The sequence below is a fragment of the Psychrobacter sp. NPDC078409 genome (assembly GCF_050268505.1).
Taxonomy (GTDB): domain Bacteria; phylum Pseudomonadota; class Gammaproteobacteria; order Pseudomonadales; family Moraxellaceae; genus Psychrobacter.
The window spans coordinates 569,583-585,786 of the sequence record NZ_JBNNGW010000003.1 but is presented as its reverse complement, the minus strand read 5'-3'; the positions used below and the strand labels follow the sequence as shown (position 1 = coordinate 585,786).

The following is a 16,204-nucleotide window of genomic DNA, read 5'->3' as shown; positions in this document are numbered from 1 at the left end:
TAATATTTCAGTAAGCTTAATTGTTATTTCATAAACCCATTATTGGCCAAAAATGCTTCTGTGATTTGGCTTTGCGGGCTTGACGCGTTCATACCGCCAGATTGAGATTTATTTAGTAATCGCTCTAGATAACGGGCAACGATATCTACTTCAATATTCACTTTGTTGCCTACTAACCAATGCTTAGCGATATTTGTCACTTGAGCAGTATGCGGAATGATATTTAGAGAGACAATATTGTCACACACTAAATTGGTCGTTAGGCTAATACCATCTACTGTGATAGAGCCTTTGGTCGCTGTATAGTGCGCTAGCTCTTGCGGTATCTCAATCTCAATATAGATAGAACGAGCATCTTGTTGTAATTTACTAACGACCCCTACTCCATCTACATGACCAGCGACGATATGACCACCAAAACGAGTTGTCGGTAGCATGGCCTTTTCTAGATTGACCGTATGTCCTGCTTTTAACCCTTCTAATGCTGTTCTAGCAATAGTTTCACGTGAGACATCAACAGAATAGTAGTTACTCCCGAACTCCACCACAGTTAAACAAATACCATTCGATGCAATAGAATCGCCTAGCTTCACATCACTGAAATCTAAGTCATCAGACTCTACTGTCAAACGTATGTCACCGCCTGTAGCCTGCATAGATTTAACCTTTCCAACGCTTTCTATAATTCCAGTAAACATATTATCCTCATCTCATTACTGTATTGCCTTCATAGGCGAATATTTTAGTTTATCAAATCAGCTATCAATTCTTTATCACAATTTGTTCAAATAGCTGACAGTGAAACATCAATAGATTTGACCTTTAATAGGATAGATTGTGGATAAGTAAGAATAAATCAATAGAGGTATAGCTAGAAGTCGCTATAAATACATAGTTATCCACAACAAATAAAAATTTCACATGAAACCTATTTATTTATGAACAGACTGTTAAGGTATTGATTTATATTAATATTTATTAAAATAATCGAGATATAAACATCTTTTGTGTTTCATGTGAAACAAAGTTATACACAGTTCCATGTGAAACACGTAAATCAATGACGTATTTACTCACATTCTAATCTTATTTTTATAATTTGTGGACAACCTACTTACACGAAGAATATTTATAAAGGTAATAGGGTTAATTTGAGATCTGGACCAAGCTGCTGATGACTTTCTATATCAAACCGTAACTGCTGAGCAAGGGACATAGGATTGAAATCAACCATTGGACGAGCGTCATCACCAAGTAAGCAAGGTGCTTGATATACGATTAACTCATCTACCAACTGTTGACTCAAAAAGCTACCTGCAACGCTAGCACCTGCTTCCACCAACACATCATAGCACTGGTGCTCACTAACCAGTGTCGCCAACAACGCCGACAAATCGCCTTCATGCCAATATATAGTATCTGGATGCTGACACAGCTGATAATCAGACTGTAGGCTGTGCTTTAAACGCTGACGCCTATCAAGTATGACTATTTTGGGATTAGGTATTTTCTCAGGCGGTACGGCCAGTTGTCTTGAACGCACATTGAGCTGTGGGTTATCAGTTATTACGGTTTCGCTACCTGTAATAATCACACCACTTTGTGCTCGTAGTTTTTGTACATCTTCGCGGGCATCAGTTGAGGTAATCCACTTTGATTCGCCAGATGCCATCGCTGTACGACCGTCTAGACTGGTTGCTATTTTCAATCGTACATAAGGCATTTGAGTACGCATGGCTTTTAGAAAACCACGGTTTAGTACTTCTGCCTGCTCTGTCAGGACACCGACCGTTACCTCAATACCAGCTTGCTCTAATAGTTTCACACCGCGACCTGCAACCTGCGGATTAGGATCTAGACCTGCAATCACAACGCGATTTACCTTAGCGGCAACAAGCGCCAACGCACATGGCGGCGTACGTCCTGTATGACTACATGGCTCTAATGTAACGTAAGCAGTTGCCCCTGCTGCCTGTGTAATAGCCTCTTTCAGCGCAAACACTTCTGCATGTGGTTCACCAGCTTTTGGGTGAAACCCTTGACCAACAATCTGCTCTGCCTGAACAATAACGCAGCCGACTGCAGGATTGGGTCTAGTAGTATATAAACCGCGCTTCGCTTGTTCGATAGCAAGCATCATAAAGTAGCGGTCTTGTGCATCTTGAGCATGGCTTTGAGTAGACATAAGGCTAGGCTTAATAAATGATTGAGGGTTCTATATAAGAAAATAGGGTTTGAAAGATGATTGGTAATTAGGAATCACTTATCAACTAAGGATTACTCAAAAGCTTGCTTCGCTTATTTTTCATTTGGACGAATATTGGCAATCTCTTGATGGAATGCATCGATATCTTGAAAGTCGCGATACACGCTAGCAAAGCGTACATAGGCGACATCATCCAAAGTTTTGAGTTCACTCATGATGATTTCACCCAAGACTTTACTACTGATTTCTCGCTCACCCATCTGCCTAACACGCTTTTCAATACGACTAATCATCGCCTCTTGTTCATCGATAGTGATAGGACGCTTTTGTAAAGGCAGTAAAATAGAACGGCGCAGCTTTTCATTGTCGTAAGGTTCGATCTTGTTGCTTGATTTGATGATTCTTGGCATGACCACTTCTACCATCTCAAAAGTCGTAAAACGTTCTTGGCAGCTGTTACACGAACGGCGTCGACGCACTTGTGCCCCTTCCGCAGCAAGACGTGAGTCAATAACCTTGGTCTCTGACGCATTACAGTACGGACAGTGCATAGCATTTCCTTATTTTACGATTGAGAATAAGAGCAGTGTTTTTATAATGGTTCATGTTATTGAATAATAACAAAAACCACCTAACAGTTATTTACCAATACAAAAGCTGCCGAATATCTTACCCAATAAGTCATCAGCGCTGAACTCACCTGTGATTTCACCCAAACTCTGCTGTGCTTGACGTAAGCTATCAGCAACCAATTCACCCGCTTCGAATACCGTTAATTGCTCATGGGCTTCTGCCAAGAAATTAGCTGTCCGTCTAAGCGCGTCTAAATGTCTGGTACGAGCAATTAAACTGTTTTCTGGTGGATGAAAGCCTACTTTCTCACATAGTGCTTCAACCAAATTATCGATACCAATACCTGTTTCACATGAAACATTAACTTGCTGATAACCTCTGTTCTTGATCTCAGCTTGGGTCATAGCAGCACTTTTTTCACCACTATTATCGCTCAATAAATCGCTCTTATTAGCAATGATTAGTAAGCGTTTAGCTTCTGGCAATTCACCAAATAACTGTTCAGCAAGCTGCAACGGTGTGCTCTCTTCTTCAACATCGCGAGTCACATCATAGACCATCAGTAGCATATCAGCCTGCGTGATGGCAGTACGGGCACGCTCAATTCCGATACGCTCTACAGTGTCTTCTGTCTCACGTAGGCCTGCCGTATCGGTCAGATGTAGTGTCAAACCATTGAGTACAACTGTCTCTTGCAGCGTATCACGTGTAGTACCAGCGACATCAGTCACAATAGCACGCTCTTGCCCTGCAAGGCGGTTGAGTAAACTAGATTTACCTGCGTTTGGCCTACCTGCTAGCACAACATGGATACCATCGCGCAAAAGCTGACCTTGCTTTGCCGTTGCTAGAACTTGTTGTATCTTATCTTGCGTCTGCTCAAGCTTACTTTGTATGACACCATCAGACAAAAAGTCCACATCTTCTTCATCGGGGAAATCAATAGCAGCTTCGACATGTAAACGAAGGTGAATGAGTTGTTCTAATAACTGGTTAATTTTTTGTGAAAACTCACCACTTAAAGAACGAATCGCACTACTGGCGGCGGCAGCACTGGTGGCATCAATCGCATCAGCGATCGCTTCTGCCTGCACCAAGTCCAATTTATCATTATCAAAGGCACGATAAGAGAACTCTCCTGCACTTGCTTGCTTGGCACCTAGCTCAAAAACTCGTGCAAGCAACTGGTTTTGTAAAATAACACCACCATGCCCTTGCAGCTCAATAACGTCCTCACCTGTGAATGAATGCGGACCTTTGAAAAACAAGACCAATCCCTCATCAATGACAGTGCCATCAGCTTGATAAAAACGACAAAAGCTAGCCATTCGCGGCGTAAAAGCAGACTTACCTGTTAGAGCACATGCCATATCGTAAGCACGGCTGCCTGATAGACGTATGACACCCACACCTCCTCGCCCAAGCGGCGTTGCAATCGCAGCAATTGTGGCCAATCCAGATGTATTAGACTTTTCAGAAGAATTAGGTACGGCTAATGCTGTCTCTAAGGAATCCACAATGACTCTCAATGTTTAAAAGCTCCATTATAGACGTCTGGACTCATACTGACAAAGCAAACTTTGAAAGGTAGATGTATCAGACATATATTCGTTTCAATATTTATAAACTGTGGATAATGTTGATAAGCTGTGGATAACATTTACCACTTGTCCACCACGTATAAAAAAACCACCGCTTGCGCGATGGTTTTTTGTATTTCTGACAAAGAACTAATTAATCGACCACTTTTACCGTACGACGCTTCTGCTCTTCATCAACTTTTTTATTGACGATATATTGCTGAGTCATACTAAACAGGTTATTGACTGTCCAATATAGAACCAAACCTGCTGGGAAAAATAGCATGAACGCAGTAAAGATAATCGGCAAGAACTTCATTACTTTTGCCTGCATCGGATCTGCTGGCTGTGGGTTCAACTGCTGCTGTACAAACATCGACGCACCCATTAGCAATGGCAAGATAAACCACGGGTCCATCGCTGATAGATCTTGAATCCACAAAATCCATGGTGCATGACGCAGCTCAACACTCTCTACTAATACCCAGTATAAGGCTAAGAAAATCGGCATCTGCATCAAGATTGGCAAGCAACCCGCCATCGGATTGACTTTTTCTTCTTTATATATCGCCATCATTTCTTGCGACATTTTCATACGATCATCGCCATGCTCTTCTTTGAGCACTTTAAGTCTCGGCGCAATGGCGCGCATTTTAGCCATCGAGTAGTAGCTCTTATTAGAGAACCACATTAAGGCAATTTTTACTAAGATAGTCAGTAAAATAATTGACCAACCCCAGTTACCAACAACCTTATGCACACCTTCCAAGATAGCAAACAAGACCTTTGATATTGGCCACAGCAGACCATAATCAACTGTTTTGTTAAGGCCTACCGCAACGTCTTTTAGCTCAGACTGAACTTTTGGACCTGCATACAGTGTTGCATTTAAAGTAACTTGCTTGTTTGGTGCTACGTTCACTGGTTGGCTATTAAAACCAATAAAGTAATCACTACCTGTTTCACGAGTGAAGAATTTGCCAGTAAAGTTTTCAGGCGTCCAAGCAGATACAAAGTAATGCTGTACGATACCAACCCAGCCTTTATCGCTAGTGGTCGTCAACTCACCATCACTAAAGTCACCAAATTTCAGCTTATTATAAGGATCATCTGGTGTACCCCAAGCCCCGCCTAGATAAGTCGCCATGCTCAGCGCGCCTTTATCAGACATACCAGGATCTTTACTATCATCACGCTTTAATTGCGCAAACATCTGACCTTGCCAAGCATTGGTAGACGCGTTTTGAATCTGATAGCTAATATCGATTGGATATTTATTTTCAGTGAAAGTGAAAGTCTTGGTAATCGTCACACCGTCTTTTTTGTAAGTAAGCGGCACTGACAACGTTTGCTGTCCATCTTCCATCACATAATTGTTAGCAGTATGGTTATAAGTCGCTCTGCCTTCTGCTGTATCAATACCGTTCTGACCAATAAGTCCAGATTGAGCCACATACACACGGTTACTGTTGTTTTCTAACAATACGAAAGGCTTATCGCTATCGAGCGTTGCGTCATACTGCTTGAGCGCAGCATAAACAATATCACCACCTTCTGGATTGATTTTTATATCATAGCGATCAGTTGTTACCGTGATTAGACCAGCGTTTTTCGCAGGAGTCGCTGTCACAGCACTATTATCCACAGGTAATGTCTGTACCGGGATATCACCTGCTGCACCAGTAGTAGAAGGAATGTCAGCACCTACCGAACTCGTAGTTTCTGGCACCGCATCTACCGCTGGAGCATCGGCATAATCATCTCGCCATGCCAAAATCAGCAGATAAGCGGTAATTAGCATCGCAATGATGATCATCACCCGAAATATCTTTTGCATAAACCTTTCCTAGATTAAAAAATTAGGGAATGAAAAATTAGGGCATGTGTCATGACTGACCTACACAGCTGTCCTGTCACATTGCAACTGAATTAGTAGTCATTTACATAAAATGTGCATCATTTTACTAAAAATCTGTCTCAAATGATACCAAGAGTGTGGATAACTTGTGGGTAACTCAACAGAGTATCTATCTGAGACTAGAGAAAGCGACTTTATGTTGATTTCATCAAATGATTAAGCTGTGAAACATAGCTAATATTGTCTCGATAGACACACAAACCCTGAGTGTCAGTATTTGGTACATCATTAAAAGATATATATTGATAGCTATAAGAAGCTAATGGTAAGGGTACAAAGTCTATGCCATGCCCACCTAAAGGGTGACACCTGCTAAGACGTTTTAACAGCAACCAACCACCCTTACGAGCGCCATGCCATATCAAAGCTTGTTTGCCATAATTTGAGCATGTCGGATAATAGCGACAACGAGCAGGTATTATAGGACTAACTATTTTTTGATAAAAAACAATCAAATTAAAAAACAATTTATAGAAAATTTTATTTATATTTTTTATATTTAATAAAGTATTCATTTTATTTTTTTTCTATTTTTTTAAAAATATTAATTATTTGATTTTTTAATTCTTTATTATCTATATCTTCAATAGATTTTTTAACAATAAAAACAATATCTTTATTTTCCATTTTAAAAGCTTTCGTACGGAATTCTTCACGCACATACCTTTTGATCAGATTACGAGCGACAGCAGTAGGTACTTTACGCTTGGTAATAGCCATACCGACTCGCGGCTGTGCATGCTCGTTAGCACGTACAAAAGCCATTAAATGACTCTGATGAATCTTGCGCTCAGGTGCGTCAAATACCTCACGAAAGGCTGCAGGAGTAAGCAGACGTTGCTGTTTAGTGAAACTAGCTGCAGGTGTATCTGAAAGTGTATTGGACATAGTACGACCTAGTAGAATAACGATAAAAGAAATAATAACAAATTATAGAGACAAAAAAAGCGCCGATGTGGGCGCTTTTAATATATGGCTAAGTGTCAGTTGTGATGATTGACTATCGCAATCTATAAACAATAAGAACACAACAAGCACTATTAGCCATGCTTATCGCAATCTACTGATTATACAGTAAGGCGATGACGTCCTTTAGCGCGGCGACGAGCTAAGACCTGACGGCCTTTTTTAGTTGCCATACGAGCACGGAAACCGTGAGTACGTTTACGCTTGATCACGCTTGGTTGGAATGTACGTTTCATAACTCACCTATCAAAATAATGGACTAAATTCGTAATAACGGAGGATTATACCATTCAGTATAGTTTTGGTCAATAAACTAATTTGCTTTGTCCCTAAATAGGAAATACCTCATACGAATCTAGTAAAGATATTTCCTTAGAAACCTATTTCTAGTTAACCAAATTTTATAGTTATATATTCTATAGTTTACAAAGTTATCCACAGTTTGGTTCAAACACTATAATAATAATTAATTAATATAAATATAGTATTGTTATTATTGGGACCCTGATTATCTGTGGTTAAGTCTATTTTCCTTTTTATTATCAATTTACTAGGCTATGGGTAAGCCTGTGGATAAACTGTGGGTTAAATATGGATAACTAGCTTGTGAAAGTTATGCACAAAACTGTCCACAGTCTTATCCACAAAAAACAAGGTTTTATCCACAGGGTATCTGTGTTAAATTAGGCGCTACTTGATATACACCTTCGTATAGGATATCAGTACGAACTCTTTGGTTAGTTGTTACGTGTAATATCGAGGCTTAGGTAGCAATTTATATTGCTAAAAAATAACTATTATTTCAGATTACAAGGTCAGTACTTTTCATGATAGACACAGCAAATATTTGGGATAAATGTCTAAACGATTTGCGTTATAACGTCAAAGACAACGTGTTTACTATGTGGCTGAGACCTCTGTCAGCTCATCAAGAAGCACAAACTTTGATTATTCTTGCTCCCAATGATTATTTTGTGACGTATATCAAGAAGAATCATCTTCAAGATATTCAGCAGTTGGTTACCAAACACAGTCAAGGTAGTATTGAAGAAGTCGTCGTACGTGTTGATAATGCTGGCCGCAATGCAGAAGATAACAGTCAATCAGGTTCTTTGTTTGTAGAAGACGAGGTCTCCCCTACCCCATCCGAACATAAATTTGAATCTATCCATCATAACAACGCAAAAGCAGATATCGATGCGAACATGCGTCATAATGAGCCAGTTGAATCTGCTGATACAAAGTCATTAAGCTATCTGAACCCCGAATTTACTTTTGAAACCTTTGTTACAGGTAAGTCCAATAACTTGGCTTACAAGGCTTGTTATGAGCTTGGTAAGCGCCAATCAAAAAATCGTCACAATCCTTTATTTATATACGGCCCTTCTGGATTGGGAAAAACGCATTTAATGCATTCTGTAGCTCATCGTTATTTAAAAAATAATCAAAGTTTTTATTATTTCACTTCTGAAAAATTTATAAACCAATTAGTTTATTCATTAAGAAATAATAAAATAGAAGATTTTAAGAAGAAAATAAAAAAAGTAGATTTATTGATTGTAGATGATATTCATGTATTGGCAGGAAAGACTAAAAGCAGTAATGAGTTTCTAACATTATTTGCAGATTTTACTAGTGGTGATAAACAACTTATTTTGGCCTCTGATCGACATCCCTCCCAAATGACGGAATTTGATGAACGATTTAGATCACGATTTTCTTGGGGGTTAACAGTCGCTGTTGATCCTCCTGAGATTGATACTCGAGTGCAAATTCTGCAGAAAAAAGCGGCCTCTTACGGAATGGTATTACCAAAGGAATGTGCGCTATTCATTGCACAAAATGTGGTGTCTAATGTCAGACGTTTAGAAGGTGCCTTAAATCAGGTGTTTGCCAATGCTAACTTAACAGGGGCACAGATTACTCTTGAAATGGTGCAATATGCGCTAAAAGACATCGTTGCGATGCGTGTGCAAGCAGTCAATATGGATAACATCCGTAAGATAGTTGCTGAGTACTATGATGTCACGGTCAAAGATATTATGGGGCGTAAACGTACGCGTAGTATTGCAAGACCACGTCAAATAGCGATGGCTTTGTCGCGTGAATTAACAGGCGATAGCTTCCCTGAAATTGGTCAGTCGTTCGGTGGACGCGACCATACGACGGTGATGCACGCTTGCGATAAAGTAAATGAGTTAAGAGCAGCAGATCCTGCATTTGATAAGGATTATAAAACCCTAGCTCTGATGTTACAGGCAGGATAAAAGCGTTAGATATCGTTGTATTCTAGTAGATACAGATGGTTTATAATATCGAAAATATAAGTGCACAGATGCTCTGTAGATTATCGTCAGCAGACAAGGTATTATTGAGTCATTACGACAAATTTTTATAAAAGAATCATTCAAATAAGAGTAACTAAGCATGCAATTATCGATCAATCGAGAATCGTTACTAAAAGCTATCAACTTGATCGCCAAAGCCGCTGATAAACGCCACAATATGGTTATATTGGGTAATATTAAGCTACAGCTATCAGATTCTGAGCTTATCTTAACAGCGTCAGATTTAGAGGTAGAGCTGACATCGACATTGAAATTGCCTGCTGGTGCTTGTGTAGAAGCAGGTACAACGACGCTTCCTGCAACCAAGCTAAAAGATATTTGTAAATCGCTACCTGCCCAGGCGCAAGTTAATCTAGCAACTCAAGCAAATGAGCGTTGCTTGTTAACTAGTGGTAAGAGTCGTTTTACATTAGGGACACTACCAAGCGAAGACTATCCGAGCTTGGGTAACCCTGAAAATATCACACCTCTGACTATTAGCCGTAATCGTCTGACAGATTTGATTCACAAAACGCAGTTTGCAATGGCGATTCAAGATGTACGCTATTATCTAACAGGTATGCTCTTTGACGTTTCACAGCAGCAACTAACAACGGTAGCAACAGATGGCCATAGATTGGCATTAGCCCGTAGTGTTATCAATGTAAGCGCAGATCTCAATATGCAGGCTATTTTGCCACGTAAGGCAGTGATTGAGCTTGAGCGTTTAGCTTCTGAGCTTGGTAAAATGCTGGGTGATCAAGACAACGCAGTTACCCTAAGTTTTGGCCGAGAGTTTTTACAAGTAAGTTTGCCATTTGGTGATGTAGATAGTGCAGGGCAAGTTAGCCAAGATCTAATGGTGACATTTACCGCACGTTTGATTGATGGTAAGTTCCCTGATTATCGCCGTGTGATGCCGAGCAATACTGACAAGCTGGCTTTATTTAGTCAGGAAAAAATGACAGATGTTCTACGTCGTGTTGCCATCTTGAGTAATGAAAAATCTCGTGGTGTGGTCTTTAATTTTGCTAGCGATGGCATGGTCGAAGTACGTGCTAATAATGCTGAGCAGGATGAAGCAGTCGAGATGATACAAGCTAAGTATCAAGGTGAGCCAATGGAGTTGTCATTTAATGCTGCTTATCTGCAAGATGTATTAAGCGTTATCCAAGGCGATTTACAAATGCATATGAGCCAATCGAATGCCTCTGTATTGGTCAATCAACTAAATGATGAGTTCCATCAGTATGTCATTATGCCAATGCGTATATAATGCGTTTTTCTTTAGAAACAAACAAAATTGAATAGAAATAGTACGTTTCAAAGAGCTTTATTTTCAGTACTATATATTGGTTTTTAATAAACTTTTGCCTGCTAAATAAGTAGGCTTTAATGGGCGGCTATCGATACTATGATTGAACGTCTACAAATATCCCATCTTAGAAACCTTACTAAAATTAGTGTAGAGCCTGCTGCTTGCAACATTATTATCGGCGCAAATGGTAGTGGTAAAACCTCGTTGCTCGAAGCAATATTCTTGTTATCAAGAGGTAAGAGTTTTCGCCATCACCAGCCCAAACGTTATATCCAGCATCATCAAAACAATACGACTGTCCATGCTAAGCTCAACGATAGCCGTACTTTAGCTATTCAAAAGCAAGCAGATGCTACGACCATCTTACGCCTCAATCAAACCACTGTTTACAACCAAAGTGTCTTGACAGAGCAGCTACCTACGTTGCTGATAGATCCATCGTCAATGGATATGTTGGAGCAGGGAAGTGCGAGCCGTCGGCAGCTGTTAGATTGGTTGGTGTTTCACATGAAACAAGGTTTTCATCCACAATGGATGGCTTATCAACGCCTTCTAAAACAGCGCAATAGTTTGCTAAAAAGCACTCGTCATTTAACTCAAGCACAGCTTACTGAGCTAAAATCATGGGATAAAGGGTTGAGCAACCATGCTGCTTTGATTCATCATTATCGCGAGCAAGTATTTACTGAATGGCAGCCTTATTTTGCCAAGAGTATCGTACAGCTATTGCCTTCTTATGCTGAGCAACTGAGCCTAAGCTATAACGCTGGTTATGACACCAGTGTCGCGCTAGATGTGCAGCTTAATGAGCGGTTAGAGCAGGATTTGCAACTGGGATATACCCGTATAGGTAATCATCGTGCTGATATTCATGTGCATTGGCGTTCTGATGAGTCTATAAGCGACCAAACGACAGATGCCAGAACAGCATCTTTAGCACATAGTATTCAAACCAAATTACCGACTTTAAAAGAGCAGGCCGCCAATGTTTTGTCTCGCGGTGAAAAGAAGCTGCTCATAACTGCGCTACGGTTATCGCAGTTGCCGTTATTGCTCAATGATAATAAAGATAGTGGTTCGTTCGATAATAGCTCAACATCGAGAGCGACCCCTGTTGTGCTACTAGATGACATCACTGCAGAGCTAGACGACAGGGCAATAAGCATTCTTTTATCAACGTTATCGCAGCTACCTTGTCAGGTGTTCATGACCAGTTTAACGGATGATATCGTACCTCTGGTTAATGAGCTGTGGTCAAAACCTAAGTTGTTTCACGTGAAACAAGGCCAGATATTGTCTGTTGATTAATTCCTGTTGATTAATTCTTAGTCGCTTATCATCGCTTTAAGCATTTTCCTGCCTACTTGTAACTCCTTTTATACGTCCTTTATTGAGCATCACAGTCGCGACTATCACTCATATTAGCTATTAGGCTAAGACACTGACTCATAAGTCGTAAAACTCCCAGTAAACAGTGACTTACAGACAAAAAAATGCTAAAATAACCCTTTATTTTTGTCCTGTTCTCAGCAATTTATCTGATAGCATCATATAAAAGATTTCTATTTTTCGTTTCTTTATAAGTAGTTGATAATTAAATATTTTATTTATTTCAATAGTTTTAACAACGGCTAGCAAAATAAAGACTATTACTAATAAGTAATTTGCCAATTTTATCTCTATGCAGCCTTTTTGAGGTTAACGGTGGTTAGTGGTTTAGCCGCTCATATGCACTCTAAGTTATGAATAATAGAAGTTGATTTTAAGATGCCATCATGAGGTGCATTTTTATAAGTGCGCTGACAAAAACGGCTGATTATGGCTAGATTAAGGAATGTACATGAGTGATTCATTACCTATTGACCACGAGCAATTGATAGATGCCAGTGCTACTGAAGCCGCTGTGCCTACTGTAATTTCAGAAGTATTACCTTCTGATTATAGTTCTAAGGATATCCGTGTACTACGTGGGTTAGAGGCTGTACGCGTGCGCCCTGGTATGTATATCGGTGACACTGACGATGGCACAGGCTTGCATCACATGGTCTTTGAGGTCGTGGATAACTCTATCGATGAGGCGCTGGCCGGTCACTGTGATCAGATCGATATCATCATTCACGAAGATGAGTCTGTCAGTGTAATGGATAATGGCCGCGGTGTACCAGTCGATATTCATCCAGAAGAGGGTGTATCAGCGGCACAGGTCATTATGACTGTTTTGCATGCAGGCGGTAAGTTCGATGATAATAGCTATAAAGTATCAGGTGGCCTGCATGGTGTTGGGGTATCGGTCGTCAATGCGTTGTCTAAAAAGCTTGAGATGAATATCTGGCGTGAAGGCTATCATTACCATCAGACCTATACTGATGGCGTACCTGACGCCGACATTCAGCAGATGGAAGCGACCGATCAAACCGGTACGCAAATCCGCTTTTATCCAAGTAGCGACGTATTCACCGGTACAGTCTTTGAATATGATATTTTGGCAAAACGCCTACGCGAGCTGTCATTTTTGAACTCTGGTGTGCGTATCGTTCTGACCGATGAGCGTATTGATAAGCGTCATGAGTTTGAGCACAAAGGTGGTTTACTAGAATTTGTCAGCTATATCAATGCAGGCAAAGACGGTATCAATGAAGTCTTCCATTTTACCAGTCAACAAGACGATGGTATCAGTGTCGAGGTTGCGCTGCAATGGACCGATACGTATAACGAAAAAGTGTTGTGCTTTACCAATAATATTCCGCAAAAAGATGGCGGTACGCATCTATCAGGTTTCCGCTCAGCACTTACACGTGGCCTCAATAGCTATATGGATCGCGAGAATTTATTCAAAAAAGAAAAGGTCGCTGCGACTGGTGATGACGCTCGTGAAGGCCTAACGGCTATTGTCTCGGTGAAAGTGCCAGATCCAAAATTCTCAAGTCAGACCAAAGACAAGCTAGTCTCAAGTGAAGTGAAGTCTGCTGTCGAATCAGCGATGCATGATAAGTTCAATGACTATCTGCTAGAGAATCCAACTGCTGGTAAAGCCATTGCTAATAAAATTATGGAAGCAGCAAGGGCGCGTGACGCCGCTCGTAAAGCGCGTGAAATGACCCGTCGCAAGACGACTCTGGATATTGCAGGTCTGCCCGGTAAACTTGCTGATTGCCAAGAAAAAGATCCAGTACTATCTGAGCTATATATTGTGGAGGGTGACTCTGCAGGTGGCTCAGCTAAACAAGGTCGTAGCCGTAAGACCCAAGCTATTTTGCCACTAAAAGGTAAAATTCTAAACGTTGAGCGTGCGCGCTTTGATAAGATGTTATCATCTGCTGAAGTGGGTAACCTGATTACTGCATTAGGTTGTGGTATTGGTCCTGATGAGTATAATCCTGACAAAGTACGCTATCACAAAATCATCATCATGACCGATGCCGATGTTGATGGATCGCATATTCGTACGTTGCTATTGACGTTCTTCTTCCGTCAAACGCCTGAATTGATCGAGCGTGGTTATGTATATATTGCTCAGCCGCCGCTATACAAAGTGAAAAAAGGTCGTCAAGAGTTATACCTAAAAGATGACGAAGCGCTTAAAGCGTATCTATTGTCTTCAACCATTGACAATACTAAGCTGCATATCAGTGCCGATTCGCCTGCGATTACTGGTCAAGCGCTTGAGACACTGCTCAACGACTACAACCAGACACAGTTGATCAAGGCGCGTCTGCAGATTCGCTTCCCAGCGGTAATTTTGGACGCATTGACGCATACGCCAAAACTTAGCACTGACATGACTTATGATGAGTCTGCCATGCAGGATTGGAAAGCATCGATGCAGACTAAGCTTGATCACTTCGGTAGCGATCTAAGCCCTGAGATTGAATTGGTTAATATCCATGCGCCGCAGCCAAAAAATATGGATGCAGCCGCAGCAGATCTATTGGGTATGACGCCAGTAGTAGGTACTGAAGGCGGCGAAGCGTCAGATAGTGAGGCTTTATCTGCCAAGGCTCAATGGCTACCACGCGTCACGGTATACGTGCATCAACTGGCACACCATTACCTGTTAGATGCTAGCTTTATCAACTCGGGTGAGTATGGCAAACTGCTACGTTTATCAAGTGAATGGAATACGTTGCTTGAGAGCGATGCCTTTATTCGCCGTGAAGCGTCTGCGGGCACAACGAAAGATATCCCAGTACGTGACTTCGATTATTTATGGCAACAGATGATGTTGGATGCACGTCGTGGTCTAGCTATCCAACGTTACAAAGGGCTAGGTGAGATGAACGCCGACCAGCTATGGGATACAACGATGGACCCTGAAAATCGTCGTATGCTACGCGTTACTATCGAAGATGCTATCGCCGCTGACCATATGTTTACTTGCCTAATGGGTGATCACGTTGAGCCGCGTCGTATCTTTATTGAAGAGAATGCGCTAACAGTATCGAACTTAGATATCTAAATTTGAAATTGGTTACTGACAATTTATAAAAATACCGCTTTGATATTCAAGGCGGTATTTTTGTTTCACGTGAAACTCATTTGTTAGCGTTGCTATTATTTAATAATTACAATCTGTGGAAATCAAATGGTTGAAGTAATTTTACTCGCTATTGCTTTAGCGATGGATGCGTTTGCAGTGTCGATAGGGTTGGGTGCTAAGGCTCAAAAATACAGTCATCAATATATACTGCGCTTGGCTATCTATGCTGCGCTTTACTTTGGTATTGCTCAGGGCGTAATGCCGCTTATTGGATACTTATTGGGTGCGGCAATGTTGGGTTGGTTGGCCGCTGCTGCACCCTAGATTGGCGGTACTATATTGATTGCTCTAGGTGGGAAAATGCTTTATGAAGTGTTTACTGCTGACGAGTCAGATACTGACAGTGATGATCTGGACGTCAATGATGATGTTACTAACACTGATAGTGATACAGTAACAGCCACGAGTAAGCATGGACATATCAATCACCACACCATTTTTACCTTAGCGGTTGCAACCAGTATCGATGCAATGGCGGCAGGGTTTACGCTGAATTTATTGGCACTGAACGCGTGGTTAGCTTGCTTGATTATCGCTGTAGTAACCGCTATATTTGGCTGGCTCGGGATCTATTTGGGACGTCGCTCAGGCACATGGCTAGAGGATAAAGCTGAAGCATTGGGCGGTATCGTGCTTATTGCAATTGGTCTAAAAGTAATGTTTTTTTAGCTAATATATTTAGATTTTTACTGAGTATTTATAAAAAAGCACCGCTTTGAATATCAAAGCGGTGCTTTTTTGTTTCACGTGAAACTCGAATTAGTAATTTTGCTTAGTGA

13 protein-coding genes and 1 pseudogene are annotated in these 16,204 nt (G+C 40.9%); 6 read left to right on the top strand and 8 right to left on the bottom strand.

The genetic code is table 11. The annotated features are described in order from the left end of the window. Positions 1-23: 23 nt before the first annotated feature. The 8 genes from ACQKC9_RS08480 to rpmH form a co-directional block, all read right to left on the bottom strand. Positions 24-698 (bottom strand): riboflavin synthase, encoded by a 675-nt coding sequence (locus tag ACQKC9_RS08480; protein WP_427621370.1) that lies wholly within the window; start codon positions 696-698, stop codon positions 24-26. A gap of 431 nt (positions 699-1,129) precedes the next feature. Beyond that, positions 1,130-2,185, bottom strand: a complete 1,056-nt coding sequence (ribD, locus tag ACQKC9_RS08475) for a bifunctional diaminohydroxyphosphoribosylaminopyrimidine deaminase/5-amino-6-(5-phosphoribosylamino)uracil reductase RibD (RefSeq protein WP_427621369.1) — start codon at positions 2,183-2,185, stop codon at positions 1,130-1,132. Positions 2,186-2,298: 113 nt separating this feature from the next. After that, positions 2,299-2,757, bottom strand: a complete 459-nt coding sequence (gene nrdR, locus ACQKC9_RS08470; protein WP_057762240.1) for a transcriptional regulator NrdR — start codon at positions 2,755-2,757, stop codon at positions 2,299-2,301. Between the two features lie 87 nt (positions 2,758-2,844). Further along, positions 2,845-4,233, bottom strand: coding sequence for a tRNA uridine-5-carboxymethylaminomethyl(34) synthesis GTPase MnmE (mnmE, locus tag ACQKC9_RS08465; RefSeq protein WP_427621429.1), 1,389 nt, complete (start codon positions 4,231-4,233; stop codon positions 2,845-2,847). Positions 4,234-4,513: 280 nt separating this feature from the next. After that, the gene (yidC, locus tag ACQKC9_RS08460; protein WP_160021025.1) at positions 4,514-6,196 is read right to left on the bottom strand and encodes a membrane protein insertase YidC; all 1,683 of its coding nucleotides are present in this window, start codon (positions 6,194-6,196) and stop codon (positions 4,514-4,516) included. A gap of 215 nt (positions 6,197-6,411) precedes the next feature. Continuing rightward, positions 6,412-6,792 (bottom strand): membrane protein insertion efficiency factor YidD, encoded by a 381-nt coding sequence (yidD, locus tag ACQKC9_RS08455; protein WP_427621368.1) that lies wholly within the window; start codon positions 6,790-6,792, stop codon positions 6,412-6,414. 1 nt (position 6,793) lies between these two features. Beyond that, the gene (rnpA, locus tag ACQKC9_RS08450) at positions 6,794-7,165 is read right to left on the bottom strand and encodes a ribonuclease P protein component (RefSeq protein ID WP_427621367.1); all 372 of its coding nucleotides are present in this window, start codon (positions 7,163-7,165) and stop codon (positions 6,794-6,796) included. 179 nt (positions 7,166-7,344) lie between these two features. Then, a complete protein-coding gene (gene rpmH / locus ACQKC9_RS08445; RefSeq protein WP_007394757.1) occupies positions 7,345-7,479 on the bottom strand; it encodes a 50S ribosomal protein L34 in 135 nt (44 codons plus the stop codon). A 591-nt stretch (positions 7,480-8,070) separates the two neighbouring features. Between rpmH and dnaA the strand changes: the two genes are divergently transcribed. The 6 genes and pseudogenes from dnaA to ACQKC9_RS08415 all read left to right on the top strand — a co-directional run bounded on the left by dnaA (position 8,071) and on the right by ACQKC9_RS08415 (position 16,094). After that, positions 8,071-9,510: a chromosomal replication initiator protein DnaA gene (dnaA, locus tag ACQKC9_RS08440; protein ID WP_427621366.1), complete on the top strand. Its 1,440-nt coding sequence runs from the start codon at positions 8,071-8,073 to the stop codon at positions 9,508-9,510. A gap of 160 nt (positions 9,511-9,670) precedes the next feature. Continuing rightward, the gene (gene dnaN / locus ACQKC9_RS08435) at positions 9,671-10,846 is read left to right on the top strand and encodes a DNA polymerase III subunit beta (RefSeq protein ID WP_427621365.1); all 1,176 of its coding nucleotides are present in this window, start codon (positions 9,671-9,673) and stop codon (positions 10,844-10,846) included. A gap of 138 nt (positions 10,847-10,984) precedes the next feature. Then, entirely contained in the window at positions 10,985-12,196 is a 1,212-nt protein-coding gene (recF, locus tag ACQKC9_RS08430) for a DNA replication/repair protein RecF (RefSeq protein WP_427621363.1), read from the top strand. A gap of 532 nt (positions 12,197-12,728) precedes the next feature. Beyond that, a complete protein-coding gene (gene gyrB, locus ACQKC9_RS08425; RefSeq protein WP_427621361.1) occupies positions 12,729-15,344 on the top strand; it encodes a DNA topoisomerase (ATP-hydrolyzing) subunit B in 2,616 nt (871 codons plus the stop codon). A gap of 126 nt (positions 15,345-15,470) precedes the next feature. Beyond that, positions 15,471-15,686 (top strand): annotated as a pseudogene (locus ACQKC9_RS08420) (manganese efflux pump MntP family protein); the annotation flags it as partial. 39 nt (positions 15,687-15,725) lie between these two features. Continuing rightward, on the top strand, positions 15,726-16,094 hold the full coding sequence (locus tag ACQKC9_RS08415; RefSeq protein WP_427621360.1) for a manganese efflux pump MntP family protein: 369 nt from the start codon (positions 15,726-15,728) through the stop codon (positions 16,092-16,094). Positions 16,095-16,204 lie beyond the last annotated feature (110 nt).

Bases quoted from the DNA above. Each gene is read 5' to 3' on its own strand.
- ACQKC9_RS08480 (WP_427621370.1), bottom strand. From the start codon at position 698: ATGTTTACTGGAATTATAGAAAGCGTTGGAAAGGTTAAATCTATGCAG.
- ribD (WP_427621369.1), bottom strand. From the start codon at position 2,185: ATGTCTACTCAAAGCCATGCTCAAGATGCACAAGACCGCTACTTTATG.
- nrdR (WP_057762240.1), bottom strand. From the start codon at position 2,757: ATGCACTGTCCGTACTGTAATGCGTCAGAGACCAAGGTTATTGACTCA.
- yidC (WP_160021025.1), bottom strand. From the start codon at position 6,196: ATGCAAAAGATATTTCGGGTGATGATCATCATTGCGATGCTAATTACC.
- yidD (WP_427621368.1), bottom strand. From the start codon at position 6,792: ATGAATACTTTATTAAATATAAAAAATATAAATAAAATTTTCTATAAA.
- rnpA (WP_427621367.1), bottom strand. From the start codon at position 7,165: ATGTCCAATACACTTTCAGATACACCTGCAGCTAGTTTCACTAAACAG.
- rpmH (WP_007394757.1), bottom strand. From the start codon at position 7,479: ATGAAACGTACATTCCAACCAAGCGTGATCAAGCGTAAACGTACTCAC.
- dnaA (WP_427621366.1), top strand. From the start codon at position 8,071: ATGATAGACACAGCAAATATTTGGGATAAATGTCTAAACGATTTGCGT.
- dnaN (WP_427621365.1), top strand. From the start codon at position 9,671: ATGCAATTATCGATCAATCGAGAATCGTTACTAAAAGCTATCAACTTG.
- recF (WP_427621363.1), top strand. From the start codon at position 10,985: ATGATTGAACGTCTACAAATATCCCATCTTAGAAACCTTACTAAAATT.
- gyrB (WP_427621361.1), top strand. From the start codon at position 12,729: ATGAGTGATTCATTACCTATTGACCACGAGCAATTGATAGATGCCAGT.
- ACQKC9_RS08415 (WP_427621360.1), top strand. From the start codon at position 15,726: ATGCTTTATGAAGTGTTTACTGCTGACGAGTCAGATACTGACAGTGAT.